The 20,008-nt window shown below is 74.6% G+C and carries 20 protein-coding genes; 9 read left to right on the top strand and 11 right to left on the bottom strand.

Annotation, left to right across the window (positions count from 1 at the left end):
* Together IE332_RS24705 and IE332_RS24710 are read right to left on the bottom strand one after the other, a co-directional pair.
* On the bottom strand, positions 1–714 hold the full coding sequence (locus tag IE332_RS24705; protein ID WP_229928880.1) for a class F sortase: 714 nt from the start codon (positions 712–714) through the stop codon (positions 1–3).
* A complete protein-coding gene (locus IE332_RS24710; protein ID WP_189920280.1) occupies positions 701–1,426 on the bottom strand; it encodes a hypothetical protein in 726 nt (241 codons plus the stop codon). Before IE332_RS24710 ends, IE332_RS24705 begins: the two co-directional genes overlap by 14 nt.
* A 210-nt stretch (positions 1,427–1,636) precedes the next feature.
* Here IE332_RS24710 and IE332_RS24715 point away from each other — a divergent pair, with 210 nt between their 5' ends.
* The 3 genes from IE332_RS24715 (at position 1,637) to IE332_RS24725 (ending at position 6,670) form a co-directional block, all read left to right on the top strand.
* On the top strand, positions 1,637–3,190 hold the full coding sequence (locus IE332_RS24715) for an AMP-binding protein (RefSeq protein ID WP_189920291.1): 1,554 nt from the start codon (positions 1,637–1,639) through the stop codon (positions 3,188–3,190).
* A 173-nt stretch (positions 3,191–3,363) separates the two neighbouring features.
* The gene (locus tag IE332_RS24720; protein ID WP_189920293.1) at positions 3,364–3,984 is read left to right on the top strand and encodes a TetR/AcrR family transcriptional regulator; all 621 of its coding nucleotides are present in this window, start codon (positions 3,364–3,366) and stop codon (positions 3,982–3,984) included.
* A gap of 148 nt (positions 3,985–4,132) precedes the next feature.
* Positions 4,133–6,670: a SpoIIE family protein phosphatase gene (locus IE332_RS24725; RefSeq protein WP_189920295.1), complete on the top strand. Its 2,538-nt coding sequence runs from the start codon at positions 4,133–4,135 to the stop codon at positions 6,668–6,670.
* Positions 6,671–6,790: 120 nt separating this feature from the next.
* On the opposite strand, the gene IE332_RS24730 is transcribed toward IE332_RS24725, so the two are convergent.
* The 8 genes from IE332_RS24730 to IE332_RS24765 form a co-directional block, all read right to left on the bottom strand.
* Complete coding sequence (locus IE332_RS24730; protein WP_189920297.1) at positions 6,791–8,404, bottom strand: MFS transporter; 1,614 nt, start codon at positions 8,402–8,404, stop codon at positions 6,791–6,793.
* Entirely contained in the window at positions 8,401–9,054 is a 654-nt protein-coding gene (locus IE332_RS24735; RefSeq protein ID WP_189920299.1) for a TetR/AcrR family transcriptional regulator, read from the bottom strand. The genes IE332_RS24730 and IE332_RS24735 overlap by 4 nt, the downstream gene beginning before the upstream one ends.
* A 160-nt stretch (positions 9,055–9,214) precedes the next feature.
* Positions 9,215–9,607, bottom strand: coding sequence for a cell division protein SepF (locus tag IE332_RS24740; RefSeq protein ID WP_189920301.1), 393 nt, complete (start codon positions 9,605–9,607; stop codon positions 9,215–9,217).
* 283 nt (positions 9,608–9,890) lie between these two features.
* The gene (locus IE332_RS24745) at positions 9,891–10,406 is read right to left on the bottom strand and encodes a DinB family protein (protein WP_189920303.1); all 516 of its coding nucleotides are present in this window, start codon (positions 10,404–10,406) and stop codon (positions 9,891–9,893) included.
* Between the two features lie 104 nt (positions 10,407–10,510).
* Positions 10,511–11,206, bottom strand: coding sequence for a TVP38/TMEM64 family protein (locus tag IE332_RS24750; RefSeq protein ID WP_189920305.1), 696 nt, complete (start codon positions 11,204–11,206; stop codon positions 10,511–10,513).
* An 80-nt stretch (positions 11,207–11,286) separates the two neighbouring features.
* Positions 11,287–11,832 (bottom strand): RICIN domain-containing protein, encoded by a 546-nt coding sequence (locus IE332_RS24755; protein ID WP_189920307.1) that lies wholly within the window; start codon positions 11,830–11,832, stop codon positions 11,287–11,289.
* Positions 11,833–11,936: 104 nt separating this feature from the next.
* The gene (locus IE332_RS24760; RefSeq protein ID WP_189920309.1) at positions 11,937–12,494 is read right to left on the bottom strand and encodes an RICIN domain-containing protein; all 558 of its coding nucleotides are present in this window, start codon (positions 12,492–12,494) and stop codon (positions 11,937–11,939) included.
* Between the two features lie 556 nt (positions 12,495–13,050).
* Positions 13,051–14,292, bottom strand: coding sequence for an MFS transporter (locus IE332_RS24765; protein ID WP_189920311.1), 1,242 nt, complete (start codon positions 14,290–14,292; stop codon positions 13,051–13,053).
* Between the two features lie 197 nt (positions 14,293–14,489).
* Here IE332_RS24765 and IE332_RS24770 point away from each other — a divergent pair, with 197 nt between their 5' ends.
* The 6 genes from IE332_RS24770 (at position 14,490) to IE332_RS24795 (ending at position 19,827) form a co-directional block, all read left to right on the top strand.
* Entirely contained in the window at positions 14,490–15,698 is a 1,209-nt protein-coding gene (locus IE332_RS24770) for an ROK family transcriptional regulator (protein ID WP_189920313.1), read from the top strand.
* 167 nt (positions 15,699–15,865) lie between these two features.
* Positions 15,866–16,282 (top strand): TOBE domain-containing protein, encoded by a 417-nt coding sequence (locus IE332_RS24775; protein WP_189920315.1) that lies wholly within the window; start codon positions 15,866–15,868, stop codon positions 16,280–16,282.
* A 76-nt stretch (positions 16,283–16,358) separates the two neighbouring features.
* Complete coding sequence (locus IE332_RS24780) at positions 16,359–16,847, top strand: hypothetical protein (protein WP_189920317.1); 489 nt, start codon at positions 16,359–16,361, stop codon at positions 16,845–16,847.
* Positions 16,844–17,554 (top strand): glycerophosphodiester phosphodiesterase, encoded by a 711-nt coding sequence (locus IE332_RS24785; RefSeq protein ID WP_189920319.1) that lies wholly within the window; start codon positions 16,844–16,846, stop codon positions 17,552–17,554. The genes IE332_RS24780 and IE332_RS24785 overlap by 4 nt, the downstream gene beginning before the upstream one ends.
* A complete protein-coding gene (locus IE332_RS24790) occupies positions 17,551–18,648 on the top strand; it encodes a winged helix DNA-binding domain-containing protein (protein WP_189920321.1) in 1,098 nt (365 codons plus the stop codon). Before IE332_RS24785 ends, IE332_RS24790 begins: the two co-directional genes overlap by 4 nt.
* Positions 18,649–18,738: 90 nt before the next feature.
* Positions 18,739–19,827 (top strand): AI-2E family transporter, encoded by a 1,089-nt coding sequence (locus tag IE332_RS24795; protein ID WP_229928882.1) that lies wholly within the window; start codon positions 18,739–18,741, stop codon positions 19,825–19,827.
* A gap of 18 nt (positions 19,828–19,845) precedes the next feature.
* Here IE332_RS24795 and IE332_RS41960 read toward each other — a convergent pair whose 3' ends face one another.
* Complete coding sequence (locus tag IE332_RS41960) at positions 19,846–19,974, bottom strand: hypothetical protein (RefSeq protein ID WP_268256606.1); 129 nt, start codon at positions 19,972–19,974, stop codon at positions 19,846–19,848.
* Between the last annotated feature and the right edge of the window lie 34 nt (positions 19,975–20,008).

The following is a 20,008-nucleotide window of genomic DNA, read 5'->3' on the forward strand; positions in this document are numbered from 1 at the left end:
TCACCGGGTGGAGGACAGGTGGGCGAACACCACGGTGTTGGCCTCGTACCCGGTCTTCCGGTCGAACTTGCCGCCGCAGGTGATCAGCCGCAGTTCGGCGCGGTCGGCGCTGCCGCCGCCGTACACCAGGGCGTCCGGGAAGTCCTTCTTCGGGAAGACCTGGACGGAGTCGACGGTGAACACGGCGGTGCGCCGGTCCTTGCGGGTCACCTCGACGGTGTCGCCGGGGCGCAGCAGTCCGAGCCGGTAGAAGACCGCCGGTCCGGTGCGGTTGTCGGCGTGCCCGACGACGAGCGCGTTCCCGGCGGCCCCGGGCGCGGCGCCGTCGCGGTACCAGCCGGTCAGGTTGCGCTGCTCCATCGGCGGGGTGGCCAGCTGGCGGGCGGTGGTGAGTCCGAGGCCGGTGACCGGGGCGTCGACCTTGATCGAGGGGATCCGGATCCTGGTCGGCGGCGAGGCCGGCAGCGGTGGCGCGGCGGGCACCGGTGGCGGGGTGGGCGCGGCGGCCGGTGCCGGGGTGGGCACGGTGGCCGGTGACGGTGCGGCGGCCGGTGAGGTGGCGGGGACGGGCGGCAGCGGCGGCCCGTTCCGGCCGGTGGTGCCGTCGTGGACCATCCAGAGGCCGCCCGCCGCTAGCACCAGCGCGGCGACCCCGGCCCGCCAGGGGCCGGAGCCGTCGCGCGGGGCGCGGTGCGGACGGTCAGGAACCGGCATTGTGTCCGGGACGGCGGCGCAGCGCGCGGACGCCGAGCCCGCCGGCGCCGACGACCAGGGCGACGCCGCCGATCACCTCGGCGGCGTTCGCCCCGGAGGTGCCGCCGCCGCCGGTGCCGACCCCGCCGTGCGGGCCGGGTGTGGGCGAGTGGCCGGGCGAGTGGCTGGGCGAGACGCCGGGGGAGGGGCTGGTGGAGGGTGAACCACTCGGCGAGGGCGAACCGCTGGGCGACGGGGAGCCGCTGGGCGAGGGGGAGCCGCTGGGCGAGGAGGAGGGCGAGGACGAGGGTGACGAGGTGGCGCAGGAGACGTCGAAGACCTTCTGCTTGGCGTTGCCGGTCTCGCCGACGAACGTCCATTCGAGCTTGTAGTGCCCGTCCGGAAGGCTGTACGTCTGGGTGGAGCCGGTGCCGTTGGTCAGCACGATCGAGCCGGCCAGCACCAGGGCGTTGCCGGTCGGCGGCTGCTGCGAGATGGTCCAGCTGACCAGCTGGAGGGTGTCGAAGTTGAAGGCGTCCAGGTAGAACCGGCAGACCTTGGGTTCGTCCCGGGTGTCGTCCACCGGAGTGGTCTCATTGTGGATCTTGACGTCACCGTTGTCGCCCGGCGCGGCCAGCGCGGCCGGGGCGGCGCCGAGGGTGAGCGCGAGGGCGGCGCCGGCTGCGGCGAGCAGCCGACGGGCCGGTGGGAGGGGATGGGAGGTGGTGCGCACGGGGCTGCTCCAGGGTTCTGGGCCGCACCCGGGGGCGGGCGGCCGTGGTCCAACACCGTCGGGGTGGGCGGCCCCGGGGGCAACCGCGCCACGCGGGCGCCGGCGCCGGTTCCCCACAATGGCCCAGCCTCCCCCCTGACTGTCCGTATGCTCCTGAGCGCGCCCTCGCAGGTTTTGTTGCAGCGTCAACTTCCTTACTGGAGGCATGCCTTGGTGTTCCGAAGCGAGTTCCCGGACGTCCCCGTGGTCGACCTGCCGATCCATGACGCGGTCCTCGGTGCCGCGGCCCGGTACGGGGACCGGCCGGCCCTGATCGACGGCCTCACCGGGGAGCGGGTCAGCTACGCGCAGCTCGCCGCCGCCGTCGAGCGGGTCGCCGCCGCCCTGGCCGGATCAGGCCTGACCCGGGGCGACGTGCTCGCCCTCTTCAGCCCCAACTCGACCGCGTACCCGATGGCCTACTACGGCGCAACCCGGGCCGGCGCCACCGTGACCACGGTGTCCTCGCTGGCCACGCCCGCCGAACTGGCCGGCCAGCTGCGCGACAGCGGCGCCCGCTGGCTGGTCACCGTCTCCCCGTTCCTGCCCACCGCCCGTACCGCCGCCGCCCTGCTCGCCGAGGAGGGCCGGCCGCTGACCGAGATCGTCGTGCTGGACGGCGCCGACGGACACCGCTCGCTCGCCGACCTGCTGGCCGTCTCCGGTCCCGCCCCCGAGGTGGCCATCGACCCGGGCGAGGACATCGCCGTGCTGCCGTACTCCAGCGGCACCACCGGCCTGCCCAAGGGCGTCATGCTCACCCACCGCTCGATCGCCACCAACCTCGCCCAGTGCGACGCCCTCTACCGCCCCGCCGAGGGCGAGCGGGTGCTGGCCGTCCTGCCCTTCTTCCACATCTACGGCCTCACGGCCCTGCTCAACCAGCCGCTGCGCTGCGGCGCCACCGTGGTCGTGCTGCCCCGCTTCGAGCTGGAGCAGTTCTGCCGCGCCGTCGAGGAGCACCGGGTGCAGGCCCTGGTGGTGGCGCCGCCGATCGCGCTCGCCCTGGCCAAGCACCCGGTCGTGGAGCGGTTCGACCTCTCCTCCGTCGAGTACCTGCTGTGCGCCGCCGCCCCGCTGGACCACGAGCTCGCCGCCGCCTGCGCCCGCCGCCTCGGCCTGACGCACCTGCTCCAGGGCTACGGCATGACCGAGCTGTCCCCGGTCACCCATGTGGTCTCCCCCCGGGAGAGCGAGCCCTCGCGCGGCTCGGTCGGCCGGATGGTCCCCTCCACCGAACTGCGGATCGCCGCCCTGGACGGCTCCGACGGCGACCTCGGCGCCGGGGAGCGCGGCGAGCTGCTGATCCGCGGCCCCCAGGTGATGAAGGGCTACCTCGGCCGTCCCTCCGAGACCGCCGCCGTGGTCGACGCCGAGGGCTGGCTGCACACCGGGGACGTCGGCTTCGTGGACGAGCGCGGCTACCTGCACATCGTCGACCGGGTCAAGGAGGCCGTGCTGCTCGGTCACCCGCAGATCGCCGACGCCGCCGTGATCGGTGTCCGGGACGCCGACGGCACCGAGTGCCCCAAGGCCTTCGTGGTCCGCGCCCCCGGCAGCGGCCTGACCGCCGAGGAGGTCACCGGGTACGTCGCCGGACAGGTCGCCCCGTACAAGAAGGTCCGCGCGGTGGAGTTCGTGGACGCCGTCCCCAAGTCCGCGGCCGGCAAGATCCTCCGCCGCGAACTGCGCGCCCGCGAGGCCGCGCGCGCCGCCGTCGGCTGAGCCCGCCGCCGACCGGCACCGGGCCCGCCGTTCGACCGGTACCGCGCCCGCCGTCCGACCGGCGCCGGGCCCGCCGCCGACCGGAGTGGACGGGCCCCGGCGGGCGCGGACCGGTGCCCGTCTGTGAGGATCGACCCGCCGCGCCCCCACCGGAACAGGAGCCGCCCGCAGCCATGACCAGCCACGCCACCGCCCGCACCCCCCAGCAGGACCGCAGCCGCGCCACCCGGGCCCGGCTGCTCGCGGCGGCCGTGGACTGCCTGGCCGAGCTCGGCTGGAACGGCTCCACCGTCAGCGTCGTCGCCGAGCGGGCCGGGGTCTCCCGGGGCGCCGCCCAGCACCACTTCCCGACCCGCGAGGACCTCTTCACCGCGGCCGTCGAGCACGTCACCGCCGAGCGGCTGGCCGCCGTCCGCGCCCACGCGGACGAGCTGCCGGCCGCCGGCCCCGACCGCACCCGCGCCGTGGTCGACATGATCGTCCGCCTCTACACCGGCCCGCTGTTCCGCGCCGCCCTGCACCTGTGGACCGCCGCCGCCACCGAGCAGGCCCTGCGCGAGCGGATCATCACGCTCGAGGGTCACGTCGGCCGGGAGGCCCACCGGGCCGCCGTGGAATTCCTGGACGCCGACGAGAGCAGGCCGGGCGTACGCGAATCGGTGCAGGCCACGCTGGACCTCGCGCGCGGGCTGGGACTGGCCAACCTGCTCACCGACGACAGCCTCCGACGATCCGGAGTGATCCGGCAGTGGGCGGGCGTTCTTGAGGGTACGCTGCGCCCGGTACGCCCATGACGCCCGTACACCGGGAGCGACCGGGAAACCCCTGACCAAGGGGTCGCCGGGCGGCCGATGTCCGTGCAGTCTGGAGAAGAATCCCGGCCGGAACGGACCGCGAGGCCCACCCGGCCGGGCACGAGCCGAACCGGGGTGCTGCCTGATCATGCACGGACACGAGTGGGACGCGACCGACGCCGCCGACCCTGCCCCGGGCCGCACTCCGGCCCGTCCCGGTCCCGTGGGCACGAGTCCCACAGGCACGAGTCCGGAAGGCACGAGCCCCGCAGTCACGACACGTTCCGAAGGTCACCGGCTCGTCCCGCTCGCCACGGCCCTGCTCCAGGGCGACGGCCTGATCCTGCACTGGAGCGAGGACGCCGAGGCGCTGCTCGGCTACACCTCCGAGGAGGCCGTCGGCAGTCACGCCGCCCAGCTGCTCACCACCGGCGGCGACCGCACCGAGGTGCTGGGCCTCTTCGAACGGATCATGGGCGGCACCGGCTGGTCCGGGGTCTTCCCGGTCCGTCACCGCGACGGCCACACCGTGGACCTGGAGTTCCGCACCCACCCCATCGCCGGCCCGGGCGGCACCCTGCTGCTCCTCGCCACCGCCTCCGACACCCGCGCCGTGCACGCCGTCGAGGCCGACCTCGCGGTGCTGGACGGCATCTTCGGCCGCTCCCCGATCGGCATGGCCGTCTACGACACCGACCTGCGCTACGTGCGGATCAACGAGGCGCTGGCCCGGATGAACGGCGTGCCGGTCGCCGCGCACCTCGGCCGCCGGATATCCGCCGTCCTGCCCGGCATCAACAGCGCCGAGATCGAGCAGACCATGCGGCAGGTGCTGAAGACCGGCAAGCCCGTGGTGGACGCCCGCTCGCACGGCCGCGTTCCCGGCGACCCCAAGCGGGACCGCGCCTGGTCCGCCTCCTACTTCCGCCTGGAGGACCCCAGCGGCCGGGTCTTCGGCGTCTGTTCCTCCATCATCGACGTCACCGAGCGCTCCCAGGCCGAGGCCCGCGCCGCCCGGGCCCAGGAGCGGCTCGCCACCATCGCCGAGGCCACCGCCCGGATCGGTACCACCCTCGACCTCCAGCGCACCGCCGAGGAGCTGATCGAGGCCGTCGTCCCCCGGTTCGCCGACTTCGCCACCGTCGACCTGCTGGAGCCGGTGCTGCGCGGCTCCGAGCCCACCGCGATCCCCGCCGACCGGACCGTCACCCTGCGCGCCGTCGCCGTCGGGGAGGAGTACGAGACCGGCCTCGCGCACGCCGTGGACGTCGTCGGCGAGACCTCCGAGTACGCCCCCGACCGCAGCTACACCCAGTGCCTGCGCAGCGGGAAGCCGCTGCTGCGGGCCCACGTGGACGAGGAGGTGCTGCGCGGGCTGGTCTCCAGCGAGGACCGGGTCGCCCCCGGGATGGCGGCGGGCATCCACTCGTACCTGATGGTGCCGATCACCGCCCGGGGCATGGTGCTCGGCGGCTCCGAGTTCATCCGGATGCGCAACCCCGAGCCGTTCACCGACGCCGACGTCGCCCTCGCCGAGGAACTGGTCGCCCGCACCGCGCTGGCGCTCGACAACGCCCGGCTCTACCGCCGCGAGCGGGAGACCGCCCTCACTCTGCAGCGCAGCCTGCTGCCGCAGGAGGTGCACCGCACCCTCGGACTGGAGATCGCCTACCGCTACCTGCCCAGCAGCGTGACCAGCGAGGTCGGCGGCGACTGGTTCGACGTGGTCCCGCTGTCCTGCGGGCGGGTCGCCCTGGTGGTCGGCGACGTGATGGGCCACGGCATCCGGGCCGCCGCCACGATGGGCCAGCTGCGCACCGTCGCCCGGACCCTCGCCACCCTCGACATGCCGCCCGAGCAGGTCCTCACCCGGCTGGACGAGACCGCCTCGGGAATCGGCGAGGGCCAGTTCGCCACCTGCATCTGCGCGGTCTACGACCCGCTGGAGCGCACCGTCCAGGTGGCCTCGGCCGGGCACCTGCCGCCGGTCCGGGTCGCCCCCGACGGCACCGCCGAGAAGGTCGAGGTGCCGCCCGGCGTGCCGCTGGGCGTGGGCGGGGTGGCCTTCGAGTCCATCGAGTTCGCCATCCCCGAGGGCGGCATGGTCGCGCTGTACACCGACGGCCTGGTCGAGCGGCGCGGCCAGGACCTGGACGACGGGATCGACCTGCTGGCCCGCACGCTCTCCGGGCCCGGCCGGACCCTGGAGGAGAACTGCGACGCCGTGCTGGCCGCTCTGGTCACCGACGGCACCGAGGACGACATCGCGATGATCATGGCGCGGGTGCTGCCGCTGCCCGCCGACCGGATCGCCACCCTCCCGCTCAGCGGCGGCGGCCGGCTGCCCGGGCGGGCCCGCCGCTTCACCCGGGCCACCCTGGAGGCCTGGAACCTGACCGCGCTCACCGACTACGCCGAGCTGCTGGTCAGCGAGCTGGTCACGAACGCCCTGCTGCACGCCGACGCCCCGCGCCGGCTGCGGCTCTTCCGCGACCGGGTGCTCACCGTCGAGGTCTCCGACGCCGGCGGCCAGACCCCGCAGCTGCGTCCCTTCGCCGAGCAGGACGAGGGCGGGCGGGGGATGTTCCTGGTCAGCGAGCTGGCGCAGCGCTGGGGCAGCCGGCTCACCCGGGACGGCAAGGTCGTCTGGGCCGAGCTGGAGCTGCCCTTCGGGGCGAGGCAGTAGCGGGCGGACCCGCCGGTTCAGCCGGACCGGTCGGACCCGGCGGAACAACCGGAACGGTCGGCCGGAAAACGGAAACGGCCGTTCTCGTCAGGAGAACGGCCGTTCCGTAGGGGGAGCGGGTCACGCGCGGACGGTCTCCGACGCCTCCGACTCCTCGGACGTCTTCGCGACCTCCGCGACCTCCGCGACCTCAGAGGCCCCCGAGGCCGCGACGGGCGTCCCCGCCGCCGCGCCCGGCCCGGACAGCCCGCGCAGCAGCCGCCAGGCCATCACGGCCGCGCCGACCAGCAGGGCCGCGGCCAGCAGCCCGGCGCTGTTCATGCCGCTGACGAAGACCTGCTTGGCGCTCGCCAGCAGCGGCTGCGCCAGCTCCGGCGAGAGCCCCTGCGCGGCCTCGACCGCCGAGCCCAGCGACTCGCCGGCCCGGGCGGCGACCGCCGGGTCCGTCCCGGCCGGGACGGCCAGCCCGTTCGCGTAGATCGAGCCGACCACCGAGCCGACCAGGGCGATGCCGAGCGCGGTGCCCAGCTCGTACGCCGTCTCGGAGACCGCCGAGGCGGCCCCGGCCTTGTCGGCGGGCGCGGCGCTCAGCACCAGGTCGGCGCCGAGCGTGTAGACCACGCCCTCGGCCGTCCCGACCAGCAGGAAGGAGGCGGCCAGCATCAGGTAGGTGGTGTCCTGCCCCAGCCAGCCGAGCACGCCGACGCCCAGACCCATCGCCAGCAGACAGGCCGTCAGCGCCCCGCGGGCGCCGAAGCGGCGGGCCACCCGGGCGGTCAGCAGACCGCCGACCACCGAGCCGGCGAAGGCCGGCAGCTCGGCCAGGCCGGCCTGCAGCGGCTGGTAGCCGCGGACCAGCTGCAGGTACTGCGAGACCACGAAGATCACACCGGAGAGCCCGACCAGGGAGATCGCCGAGGCCGAGACCGCCGCCGTGAACCGCCGGTCGCGGAACAGCCGGACGTCGAGCAGCGGGGTCTCCAGCCGCAGCTGGCGGCGGACGAAGACGGTCAGCGCGGCGGCGCCCAGCGCGAAGGTGACCGGGACGTCCCAGCGGCCGACGCCGTGCGCGGCGGCCTCCTTGACCGCGTAGACCACGCCGATCACCCCGGCCAGCGACAGGAGGACGCTCAGCACGTCCCAGCGGCCCGGCTTGGGGTCCTTGGACTCCGGCAGCAGCCAGAAGCCGAGGCCCAGCAGCAGGAGCAGCACCGGGATGTTCATCAGGAACACCGAACCCCACCAGAAGTGCTCCAGCAGCGCCCCGCCGACCACCGGCCCGAGCGCGGCGCCGGCGGTCGCGGCCGCGCCCCAGATGCCGATCGCGGTGGCCCGCTCCCGGTCGTCCGGGAAGAGGCCGCGGATCAGCGACAGGGTGGAGGGCATGATCGTCGCCCCGGCGACGCCGAGCAGGGCGCGGGCCACGATCAGCCAGCCCGCGCTGGGCGCGTAGGCGGCCAGCAGCGAGGCGGCGCCGAAGGCGGTGGCACCGGCCAGCAGCAGCTTCTTGCGGCCGATCCGGTCGCTCAGCGCGCCCATGCTGACCAGCAGGCCGGCCAGGACGAAGGAGTAGGAGTCGCCGATCCAGAGCAGCTGGGTGCCGCTGGGGCGCAGCGTCTCGCTGATCGACGGGATGGCGAGGGAGAGGACGGTCGCGTCCAGCGCGACCACGGTCACGGCCAGGACGAGGACGGCGAGGCCGGTCCAGCGCTGGCGGGCGGTCAGGGAACTCATGGCTTATCGGTGTCCGGTCTGCAGTCGGTGGTGCTGCGGTCCGAGGTGAGGGGGTCGGTGGTGCCGGGGTCGGCGGTGCTGTGGCCCGCGGTGGCGCCGGTGGCCTCCGGTCTGCGCAGGGCGCCGCCGAGGAAGAGCTCGGCGAGCGAGAAGGCGGCGTCGCGCGGGGCGAGCCGGCCGTCCTGGATGGCCCAGCCGACGCCGGCGACCAGGTCGAAGAAGGCCTCGCTCAGCCAGGCGGCGCTCAGCTCGATCCGGAACGCGCCCTGCTGCTGGCCGCGCAGGAAGAGCGCGTGCAGCCGGGCGATCTGGAGCTCCCAGAGGTCGTTGATCTCGTCGTTGTCGTAGAGCTGGTTCTCGCCGGCGAGGAAGGCGCAGAGCATGGCGTCCGGCACCGAGGCGTCGACCAGGCGGCGCAGCGCGGGCTCGGCGTCGCCCTCCTCGACCCCGGCGGTGTCCAGTGCGGCGGCGAACCGGCGCAGGCCGAGCAGGCCGACCTCGCGGATCAGCGCCTCACGGCCCGGGAAGAGCCGGTGCAGCGTGGCGCGGCTGATGCCGGCGGCGCGCGCGATCTCGTCCAGGTGGGCGGTCGGGCGGCGGGAGAGCACGCCGACGGCGGCTTCGAGGACGGTGTCGCGGTCGGTGGCCATGCGGCGAGTCTAGTTCATTTGAGACATTGATGTCTCAAAATTAAAAGGCGAGTCTCAGATGATCCGCTGAGCGGAGGGCGTCCGGGCAGCAAAAAACCGGGGGCGGCGGGTGCCGTCCCCGGTCGGGGTGCTGCTGACGCGTCGGTCGACGCCGGTCGGCTCAGCTCTGGTTGTAGAAGCCGGTCTCGTCCAGCGGGCGGTCGATCACCATGACCTCGACGTCGGCCGGAGTGAGCAGGAAGACCCTGCGGGCGATCCGCTCGATGCCGCCGCGGGTGCCGAAGATCAGCCCGGAGGCGAAGTCGACCATGCGCTTCGCCTCGGCCTCCGTCATCTCGGTGAGGTCCATGACCACCGGGGTGCTCGCCCGGATGTGCTCACCGACCGTGCGGGCCGCCTCGAAGCCCGTCGGCCGCAGGGAGACGATCTTCGTGGGTGAGGGGACGGCAGGCACCGTCTCCTGGTCCACCCACTCGTCGTCGTACACCGCGGCCGGGTAGTTCCCCGAGGGCATCAGCCACCCGTTGTGGTGCTCGTCGCGAAGTGCTCCCATGCCGCGCCTCCCTGCCTCGTCCCGTCTGGTCCCCCCGGTGGTGCGTGCCGTTCTTGACACGTCATCCACTCGTCGGAACTGTCCGAGTATCGCACTGTTCACCGGTCCCGTGCCCGCTCGCGACCCCCGTACGAGTCGTGCCGCGCCGGAAACCCGGGCGGACCCGGGCAAAGAGAGCAGACGCGGTGAGCCTCCGTACGGTTGCGCGCGTAGACCATATCGGTAGTGGCCGCCGGTTAATTGACCTTCTGTCAACAATGCGGAAACGATTTCGCGCGGCGGCTCACTCGCCGGTCGCGCCGTCGATCAATTCGCGCAGAAGATCGGCGTGGCCGTTGTGTCGCGCGTACTCCTCCACCATGTGCGCGAGGATCCAGCGGAGCGTCACTTCCTCGCCGCGGCGCGGCCGCCTGGCCACCGTGTCCAGCGGCAGGCCGGCCGCCGCGGCGCGGGCCGCCTCGACCTCGGAGCGCCAGGTGGCGAAGTCGGCCGCGACGTCGGCGGTGTCGACGTGGTCGAAGTCGCCGTCCGGATCGGCCTCGGTCCAGTAGATGCCGCTGGTGAGCTCCCCGCCGCCCAGGATGATCTGGAACCAGTAATGCTCCACCTCGGCCATGTGCCGGACCAGGCCGAGCAGCGAGAGGGAGGACGGCGGGACGGAGCGCAGGCGCAGCTGGTCGTCGGTCAGCCCCTCGCACTTGAGGGCCAGGGTGGCGCGGTGGTAGTCGAGGAAGGAGGTGAGGGTGGCGGCCTCGTCGGCGGCCATCGGCGGGTCCACCCGCGGGTTCGATTCGGTCATGCGGGCCATCCTGGCGTCCGGCGCCGAGGGGGCGCGACTCATTTGTTCGCCCGGTCTGCTTCGTCCGGCCGTGACGCCGGGCTGCCGCTGAGCCCGCCTGCCGCTCAGGCGGCCGTCGTCCGGCGGCGGGTCCTGGCCGCCCGCCAGAGCCCGGCCACGGTGCCCAGCCCCAGCAGCGCGATCACCCCCGCCGACAGCAGGAAGGCCGCGGACCCGGGCTCGCCCGAGCTGGCCGCCGCCGTCACGTAGACCGCCGTGGTCGGCACCGAGCCGACGGCGGTGCCGAGGACGAACGGCCGGAAGCGTGCCCCGGAGAAGGCGGCGCCGTAGTTGACCGCCTGGAACGGCATGCCGGGCAGCAGCCGCAGCACCAGCACGCTGCGGAACCCCTGCTCGGTGAAGCGCCGGTCCAGGGCGCCGAGCACCTTGCCCCGCAGGTACGGGCGGAGCGCGTCCCGCCCGAGCCCCCGGCCGAGGCCGAAGGCCAGGGCGGCGCCCAGCGTGGTGCCGAGCACGGCCAGGAGGACGCCCTGCTGGATGCCGAGGAGCAGCCCGGCCGCCGCGTTCAGCGCCGGCCGGGGCACGAAGGCCACCGTCGCCACCGCGTAGACCAGGGCGAACAGCGGCCCGAACCAGTACCAGGGCATCCGGTCCGCGAGCCCGCCGGACAGCAGCTCCGTCGGGCTCCACAGCAGCAGCGACCCGGCCGCCGCGCCGAGCAGGGCGATCAGCAGCGCCGGCCGCCACCAGGACGGACGCGGCGCGGCGGGGGGTGCGGGGGTGGGTTCGGGCGCTGGCACCGCCCGAGCCTAACCGGGGCCAGGGCCTACCAGGGCACCGGGCTGGACGGTGGTGTGTGACCGGGCCGGGCCGGGCGGGGTCAGCGCCACGGCGGGTCGTAGCGCCAGAGCTGGTTGACGGCGGACTCGGTGGGCTGCCACTGGATGACCGGGGTGCCGTCGTCGGCGCTGCCGCCGGAGACGTCCAGGAAGAGCCGGCTGGTGGAGTTCTGGAGGTAGAAGTAGGCCGAGCGCGGGGGGATGACCATCTGCCACCGCTGGTTGGTGCCGCCGTCGCAGGTCCACTGGTCGGCCTGGGTGCCCCAGACCGTGCTGTAGCCGGGTATCTCCAGGCACTTCCCGCTGTGGGCGTTGACGAGCCGGCCGTCCCCGCTCCAGATCCACTGCTGGTTGGCGCCGCCGGTGCAGGTCCACTGGCGGACGGGGGCGCCGTCGTCGGTGCGCCAGTCGGCGACCTCCAGGCACTTGGTGGTGGCCCCGTTCACGAACGTCCGGGGGACGCCCTCGGAGCCGGGTGTGATCACGTCGGCGCGGGCCGGGGCGGCGAGTGCGAGGGCGAGGGCGCCCGCGGCGGCGAGGGCGCCGGCGGCGGTTCGCAGGCGGTGGCGGTCGGGTGCTGCGGTCATGGGTTCCCCCCTGGGATGGTGGTCATGGAGCCGTTGACATCGAACGGGAGTTCGATGTGCAGGGCGGACGGTATCGCTGCTCGGCGGCCCGGGCGGCCGCGGGGTCAGCTGTAGGGGTCCTTCTCTGGGTTGTAGTGCCAGAACTGGTTGGCCCCGGCGGAGTACTCCCACTGGATCACCGGGGTGCCGTCGGCCAGTGCGCCGCCGGAGACGTCCAGGACGAGGCCGCTGTTGGCGTTCACGATCCGGCGTGGGGTGCCGGGGTGGCTGGCGGGCGGGTCGCTCCACTTCTGGTTGGTGCCGCCGTTGCAGGTCCACTGGCCTGCCTGGGTGCCCCAGGTGGTGCTGTAGGCCGGGATCTCCAGGCACTTGCCGCTGTACTGGTTGATCCAGCCGGTGGCCGTCTGGGTCCACTTCTGGTTGGCGCCACCGGTGCAGGTCCAGATCCGGACGGGGGCGCCGTTGTCGGTGCGCCAGTCGGCGACCTCCAGGCAGAGGTCGTTCGGTCCGGCGTACATCCCGGTGCGGATCTCGGCAGGGCCGAAGTCCGCGGCGGCGGGTGCCGCCGGGGTGGTGAGGGCCACCGCGGGGGCGGCGACGGCGGTGGCCACGGCGGTGGCGAGGACGGTGGTTGCGGCGGCGAGCCGCGAGCGGCGGAACATCGGTCGACCTCCGTTGGTGCGGTTCGGCGCGACCCGGCGAGGAATCCGGGCAGGAGTCGCCGGGAGTCCCGGGCCGCGACGGAGTGTTCGACGGCCGAGGGTTCGAAGAAGTTGTGCGGTGCACCCGGACAGGTGAAGAAATCGTGCGGGCGGCCCGCGTCGGTGAGGTCGGCGTCCAGCCTCTCCGGGGTGAGCGCGGGCAGGTGGGGCAGCCGGTTCGGCGGCTCGCCGAAGTCCGGTGGGCGGTTTTCCGGATCGGCCCCGGCGGTCCGCCGGTGGAACGCGGAAAAGGCCTTTGTTGTCCGGCAGGACGAGTACGCCGGCCCCGGCGGTGAATTCCGGGCAGGCCCGGAAAGCGCCGAATTCGGCGCCTTCCGCAGAGGTCAGGGAGAGCGGCGAGGCCTCCGCCAGTGGCTGTACGGCGGGGGAGAGGGCGGGTGGGGCGGCATCCGGGCCGTGGCACCCGGGGATTCCCCACCGGCACGCGAAAACCGCCGGGCGCGGCTGCACCCGGCGGTCGGCGATGCCGGCGGGGAAATCCCGTGGGAATTCACCGTCATATCGCGGAGAGGTCTTTTCCGGCAGGCCTTTCCACTTCCGACGCGGTCGCGTTCTCCCCGGTGGAATTCCGTTCGGCGAGGCGCAGCGCGCCGGCGCTCAGCAGCAGGGCGAAGGCGAGCGCGGTGACCAGCCCGAAGGAGACGGTCAGCGAGGTGGCCTGGGCGAGGGCGCCGATGACCGCCGGGGCGATCAGGCCGGAGGTGTAGGTGACGGTGGCGACGCCCGCGATGGCCTGGCTGGCGTTGGTGCCGATCCGGCCTGCGGCGGCGAAGGCGAGCGGGACGATGACGGCGATGCCGATGCCGATGAGCGCGAACCCGGGGATGGCCAGCGCCGGGCTGTCGGCCGCGACCACCAGCAGGCCGCCCGCGGTGGCGACGGCGCCGCCGAGGCGGGTGGTGCGGACGGCGCCGAGGCGGCGGATCGCGGTGTCCCCGGCGAGCCGGCTGACCGCCATGGTGAGGGAGAAGGCGGTGTACGAGGCGGCGGCGACGGTGGCCGAGGCGCCGGTGACGTCCCGCAGGTAGACGCCGCTCCAGTCCATCGAGGCGCCCTCGGCGAAGACCGCGCAGAAGCCGACCAGCCCGATCACCAGCGAGCTGCGCGGCGGCAGCGCGAACCGCGGCGGCTCCTCCGCGCCCTCCTGCGCCCGCAGGTCGGGCAGGCCGCGGCAGACCGGCTGGGCCAGGGCGAGCAGGACCAGCGCGGTGACGGCCAGCTGGAGCCGGGCGTCCAGGTCGAGGTGGGCGGCGAGGATGCCGAAGGCGGAGGCCAGCAGGCCGCCGGCGCTCCACATCCCGTGCAGGCCGGACATGATCGAGCGGCCGAGCCGCTCCTCGATCTCCACGCCCTGCGCGTTCATCGCGACGTCCGCCATGCCGGCCGTGGCCCCGTACACCAGCAGCACCGCGCAGAGCGCGGGCAGCGAGGGGGCGAGCGCGGGCAGGGCGAGGGCCAGGCACCAGACGGAGAGCAGCCCGCGCACCGCCGCCCGCCCGCCGTAGCGGTGGACGAAGCGGCCGGCCAGCGGCATCGCCAGGGAGGAGCCGACGGCGGGCATCACCAGGGCCAGGCCGAGCTGGCCGGCGGAGAGGTCCAGGCGGTCCTGGATCCACGGGATGCGGGTGACGAAGCTGCCGCTGACGGCGCCGTGCACGCCGAAGACCAGCGCGATGCTCGCGCGGGCCCGGCGCGGTTCGGTCAGTGGTTCCGGTGGTGGTGCGGTGGTGCGGTCCATCGGCGTTCCCTCCCGGTCGCGCGTGGGGGCGCGACAGTGCCCTGTGGGTGGCCTTGCTGACAGTGAAGCGCGGGTGCGCGCGGTCCGGCCCGGTCCGGTCCGTCCGGGCCATGCGGTGGAGACGGCCGTCCGGTCGACGGTTCGATAAACTATCAGGAAGGGACCCTGATAGAAACACTCTGGAAGGATGACCGGCCATGACCACCGCGCGTACGGCAACGCCGAGCACCGCCCGGGCGATCAACGACCGGCTGGCGCTCAACCTCCTGCTCGAACAGGGCCCCCTGACCGCGACCGAGCTCCGCGACCTCACCGGCCTGTCCCGGCCGACCGTCGCCGACCTGCTCGAACGCCTCCAGCGCACCGGCCTGGTGGCCGTCGTCGGGGAACGCGGCGAACAGCGGCGCGGCCCCAACGCCCGGGTCTACGCACTGGTCGCCTCCCGCGCCCACATCGCCGCCTTCGACGTCCGCGCCGGCGGCGTCAGCCTGGTCGTCGCCGACCTCGCCGGGCGCACCCTCGCCACCGCCGAGGTCCCGGTCGAGGGCGGCGGCGGGCCCGACACCGCCGCGGCGATCACCGCCACCCTGCTGGAGACCGCGCGCGGCGCCGGCGTCGAGCGGCTGCACACCGTCGCGGTCGGCGCCCCCGGGCTCGTCGACCCCGCCACCGGACGGCTGCAGAGCACCGGCAAGCTCCCCGCCTGGCACGCCGAACTCCTCGCCGCACTGGAGGAGCTGCCCGGCACCGAGGTGATCCTGGAGAACGAGGTCAACCTGGCCGGGCGGGCCGAGTACCGGGTCGGCGCGGCGCGCGACCGCGACACCTTCGTCCTGATGTGGCTCGGCCACAGCGTCGGCGCCGCCGTCATCCTGGACGGGCGGCTGCGCCGCGGCTTCTCCGGCGGCACCGGCGAGATCTGCTTCCTGCCCGTCCCCGGCACCGTCGGGCTGCCCAGCGCCGACAGCTGCGAGGGCGGCTTCCACGGGCTGGTCGGCAGCGCGGCGGTCTGCGCGCTGGCCCGGGCGCACGGACTGCCCGCCGACCCGGACGGGGACGCGGCCGCCGCCGAGGCCGTCGTCCGCGTGGCGGTGGCGGTGGCGGCATCGGCGGGCGAGGGGGAGTCCACGGCCGACGGGCGCTTCCTGGACGAGCTGGCCGAGCGGATCGCCATCGGCGCGGCCGGCGTCTGCGTCGTGCTCGACCCCGGCTGCGTGGTGCTAGGCGGTGAGGTCGGCCGGGCCGGCGGTGCCGAACTGGCCGGCCGGGTGGAAGAGCGGCTGGCCCGGCTCTCCCCGCTCAGCACCGAGGTCCGGGCCGGTACGGCGGGCGGCGGCGCGGTGCTCGCCGGGGCGGTGCTGACCGCCGGCGACGCGGTGCGGCGGGACCTCTTCGGCGAACCCTAGCGAAGCCGGGGCGGCGACCCCGGGGACGATCCCGCGCCGACCCCCGGGACACCCCCGGCACCCCCGGCCGCCCTCGCTTTCCCGTCGCCGTCCCCGGTACGGCAGGATGGCGGCGGAGGCGCACAGCGCCCACCCCCTGTTCCTCGAACCACCGTCAGGAGTCGCACATGGGCCAGCCCGGGGCGCCGGTCAACCCGTACCGCATCGGCGAGGCGGCGGCACTGCTCGGCGTCAGCGCCGACACCATGCGGCGCTGGGTCGACGCCGGGCGGCTCGCCGCCGCGCGGGACGAGCACGGGCACCGGATCATCCCCGGCGCCGAACTGGCGGCCTTCGCCCGGGAGCTGGCCCGGCCGGAGAACGCCGAGGCCGAGGGCCGGCCCTCCTCGGCCCGCAACCGCTTCCCGGGGATCGTCACCCATGTGGTGCTCGGGGACGTGGCCGCGCAGGTGGAGATCCAGGCCGGGCCGTTCCGGGTGGTGTCGCTGATCAGCCGGGAGTCGGCGGAGGAGCTCAACCTGGTCCCCGGCGCGCCCGCCACGGCGGTCATCAAGTCCACCAATGTGATGGTCGAACGGCGCTGACGCCCCGCGCCCCCACGCCCCGTGCCCTCACGAGCCCACGAGCCCACGAGTCCCGGAACCCGAGGAGCGGCCCCGGATGCCACCCCCGCACCTGCCGACCACCCAGAGCGCCGTCCTCGCGATCGAGGCCGTCGCGCACCGGCACGGCCGGACCGTCCGCGCCCAGCACGACATCGGCCACGACCGGACCTTCGCCGGCCTGGTCGGTCCCGGCGGTCCCGGCTCGGACCTCGACGTCACCGACGCCCTCCCGCACGAGGCGCTGCTGGAGTTCGACGGCCCCGACCAGGGCGACGGCCCCGACCAGGGCGGCCGCCCCGCCGTCACCGTCCGGCTGTTCACCCACGACGAGGTCACGGTGACCGTCGAGGGCATCGCCTTCGACGTCGACCGCGACCGCGTCCCCGGCTTCCTGAACGCGGTCTGGTCCGACCTCGTCCACGTCAGGACGCGCACCTTCCCGCCGTCCACCACGCTGATCGTCACCGTCCCCGGGGAGCCGAGCCACCGCGAGGGCATCGGCGTCCACAGCCTCACCCCCTGGCTCGCGGGGAGGATCCGATGAACACCCACCACAGCCCCCGGGTACTGGCCGTCGCCCACCGCGGCGACCCGTACCGCCACCGCGAGAACACCCTGCCCTCCGTCGAGTCCGCGCTCGCCGCCGGAGCCGACGCCGTCGAGGTCGACATCCAGCTCACCCGGGACAAGGTGCCCGTCCTCCTGCACGACCGCACCCTGGAACGGCTCTGGGGCGACCCCCGGTCCGTCGACCGGCTCACCGCCGAGCAGCTCGACGAACTGCGGCAGGGCCCGCTCGCCGTCCCCACCCTCGCCGAGGCCCTCAAGGCGGTCGCCGCCGTCGAGGGCCGCCGCCTGCTGATCGACCTCGACGAACCCGGGCCCGCCGCCGCCACCTGGTCCGTGGTCACCGGACTCGGCGCGGAACGGCAGGTCGCCTTCTGCGGGCCCGCCACCGCGATGCTCGCCGTGCGCGAGCTGACCCCCGACGCCGAGATCGCGCTCACCTGGAAGCAGCCGCGGATGCCCGTCCGCGCCCTCCTGGACGACCTGCGCCCGCGCTACCTCAACCCGCCGTTCGGCCTGGTCACCCCCGAGTTCACCGCCGCCGCGGCCGACGCCGGGCTCGCCGTCTCCACCTGGACCGCCGACCTGCGCCGCACCATGCGCCGACTGCGGGACACCGGTGTCGCCTCCATCACCACCAACCGGATCGGCGTGCTGCGCTCCGTCCTGGACGGCCGCCGGTGACGGAATCGGGACAGGTGCTCGGCACCCGGGCGCTCGGACGTGCCCTGCTGGCCCGTCAGCACCTGCTCGCCCGTACCGACCTGGCGCCCGCCGCGCTGATCCACCACCTCGGCGGCCTCCAGGCCCAGGCCGCGCCCCAGCCGCCCTACCTCGGACTGCTCGCCCGCCTCGACGGCTTCACGCCCGAACCGCTGAGCGCCCTCCTGGAAGAGCGGGCGGCGGTCCGGATCGCCCTCCAGCGCGGCACCATCCACCTGGTCACCGCCGAGGACTGCCTGACCCTGCGCCCCCTCCTCCAGCCCGTCCTCGACCAGGCACTGCGCACCACCTACGGCAAACGGCTCACCGGACTCGACCCGGACGCGCTCGCCGCCGAGGCCCGGGAGCTGGTCGAGGCGGAGCCGCGCACCTTCCAGCAGCTCGGCGCCCTGCTCGCCGCGAGCCGCCCGGACCGCGACCCGGCCGCGCTCGCCCAGGCCGCCCGCTGCCTGCTGCCGCTCGTCCAGGTGCCGCCGCGCGGCCTCTGGGGACGCGGCGGCCCCGCCGCGCACACCACCGCCGAATCCTGGCTCGGCCGGCCGCTCGACCCGGCGCCCCCGCTCGACGACCTGGTGCTGCGCTACCTCGCCGCCTTCGGGCCGGCCACCGCGGCCGACGTGACGAAGTGGTGCGGCCTCAGCGGGCTCACCCCGGTGCTGCGGCGGCTCGCGCCGCGCCTGCTGACCTTCCGGGACGAGCAGGGCCGGCTGCTGTACGACCTGCCGGACGCGCCCCGGCCGGACGAGTCCACCCCGGCGCCGGTCCGGCTGATCGCCCCCTTCGACAACCTGCTGCTCTCGCACGCGGACCGCACCCGGGTGCTGCCCGAGGAGTACCGGGGGCGGGTGATGACGCAGAACGGGATCGTGCTCGGCACGCTGCTGGTGGACGGGCTGGTCGCCGGGAGCTGGCGGCTGACGGGCGAGCAGGAGGTCGTCGTCCAGCCGTTCGCGCCACTGCGGCGGGCCGACCGGCAGGCGGCGGAGGCCGAGGCGGAGCGGGTGCTGGCCTTCGCGGGCGGGGACGGTGAGGTCCTGATCCAAGCCCCCGGATAGCGACACAACGGGCGGATCGTCAGATTCTCTGCTGAGATGGGTCGGTTCGGACTCAACGACGCTCGACGACGATCCCCGGCGGAGGTGGCCGTGCCCGAGGAGCGCCCGCCCGGCGAACGGCCCGACCACCGCAGGCCGTACCTGATGCTGCCACCCGCCCTGCGGCAGGCGGCGGCCTGGTCGGCGGCGGTGATCCTGCTGATCGCCGTCGCCTCGCTGGCCGTCTTCGCGCTCGTCGAGCTGCGGGCCGCGACCGTGCCGTTCATCCTGGCGCTGCTCGGCGCCTCACTGCTGTACCCGGTGGTGCCCTGGCTGGTGCGGCGCGGCGTCGGACGCGGCCTCGCCGCCGGGCTGACCTGCGTCGTGCTGGTCGTGGCGGTCGGCGGGGTGATCGCCCTGCTGGTCAACTCCCTGGTGCACAGCGCCCCGCAGATCGCCGAGGCCCTGCCCGCCGCCGGGCACCGGCTGGAGCAGTGGCTCGGCCCGCTCGGCGAGAAGATCCAGCACGCCCTGAACAACGCCAAGGGCGAGACCAACTCGCTGGTCTCGACCCTGACGAACGGCGTGCTCTCCGGGCTCGGCCTGCTCACCCAGCTGGTCACCGGCGCGGTGCTGGCCCTCGCCCTGGTCTTCTTCTTCCTCCGCGACGGTCACCGCACCGGCGACGCCATCCGCTCCTACCTGCCCGGACAGAGCGCCGAAACCGTCGTCGCCTGCGCCGACCGGGCCTTCGAGGCGATGGCAGGCTTCATGCGCGGCACCACCCTGATCGCCCTGATCGACGCCGGCTTCATCACCATCGGCCTGCTCGCCCTCGGCGTCCCCGGCGCGCCCGGCCTCGGCGCCCTCGTCTTCATGGGCGCCTACATCCCGTTCGTCGGCGCTTTCCTTTCCGGCACCGTGGCCGTCCTGGTCGCCCTCGCCGACGGCGGCCTCGGCACGGCGCTCTGGGCCCTCGGCGTGGTGCTGACAGTGCAGATGATCGAGGGCAACATCCTGCAACCGGTCATCCAGAGCCGGACGGTGGAGCTCCACCCGGCCACCATCATGGTCGCCGTGGTGGCCGGCTCCGGCATCGCCGGCATCATCGGCGCCCTCCTCGCCGTCCCGGTCTGCGCGGCGGCCACCGGCGTCGTCTCCGTCCTGCGGGGCGTCCCGGCGCGGGCGGCCGGGGAGTAGCGGCCCTGCGACCTCGGGTCAGGAGTTCAGGGTCTGGCCGCCGGCGCGCGCGAAATCGTCCAGTGCGCTCCAGAACACGATGATCGCCGGGCGGAAGTCCTCCACGTCCCCGGCTCCCGCGGCGATCGTCTTGAGGAGCCGGAACACCCGGGCGGCAATGTACGGGCCCGGGCCGGCCTGT

The sequence above is a fragment of the Kitasatospora xanthocidica genome (assembly GCF_014656195.1).
In the GTDB taxonomy this organism is placed as follows: Bacteria; Actinomycetota; Actinomycetes; order Streptomycetales; family Streptomycetaceae; genus Kitasatospora; species Kitasatospora xanthocidica.

Coding starts and splice junctions, on each gene's coding strand:
- IE332_RS24705 (WP_229928880.1), bottom strand. CDS start 714: ATGCCGGTTCCTGACCGTCCGCACCGCGCCCCGCGCGACGGCTCCGGC.
- IE332_RS24720 (WP_189920293.1), top strand. CDS start 3,364: ATGACCAGCCACGCCACCGCCCGCACCCCCCAGCAGGACCGCAGCCGC.
- IE332_RS24725 (WP_189920295.1), top strand. CDS start 4,133: ATGCACGGACACGAGTGGGACGCGACCGACGCCGCCGACCCTGCCCCG.
- IE332_RS24730 (WP_189920297.1), bottom strand. CDS start 8,404: ATGAGTTCCCTGACCGCCCGCCAGCGCTGGACCGGCCTCGCCGTCCTC.
- IE332_RS24735 (WP_189920299.1), bottom strand. CDS start 9,054: ATGGCCACCGACCGCGACACCGTCCTCGAAGCCGCCGTCGGCGTGCTC.
- IE332_RS24740 (WP_189920301.1), bottom strand. CDS start 9,607: ATGGGAGCACTTCGCGACGAGCACCACAACGGGTGGCTGATGCCCTCG.
- IE332_RS24745 (WP_189920303.1), bottom strand. CDS start 10,406: ATGACCGAATCGAACCCGCGGGTGGACCCGCCGATGGCCGCCGACGAG.
- IE332_RS24755 (WP_189920307.1), bottom strand. CDS start 11,832: ATGACCGCAGCACCCGACCGCCACCGCCTGCGAACCGCCGCCGGCGCC.
- IE332_RS24760 (WP_189920309.1), bottom strand. CDS start 12,494: ATGTTCCGCCGCTCGCGGCTCGCCGCCGCAACCACCGTCCTCGCCACC.
- IE332_RS24765 (WP_189920311.1), bottom strand. CDS start 14,292: ATGGACCGCACCACCGCACCACCACCGGAACCACTGACCGAACCGCGC.
- IE332_RS24770 (WP_189920313.1), top strand. CDS start 14,490: ATGACCACCGCGCGTACGGCAACGCCGAGCACCGCCCGGGCGATCAAC.
- IE332_RS24775 (WP_189920315.1), top strand. CDS start 15,866: ATGGGCCAGCCCGGGGCGCCGGTCAACCCGTACCGCATCGGCGAGGCG.
- IE332_RS24780 (WP_189920317.1), top strand. CDS start 16,359: ATGCCACCCCCGCACCTGCCGACCACCCAGAGCGCCGTCCTCGCGATC.
- IE332_RS24785 (WP_189920319.1), top strand. CDS start 16,844: ATGAACACCCACCACAGCCCCCGGGTACTGGCCGTCGCCCACCGCGGC.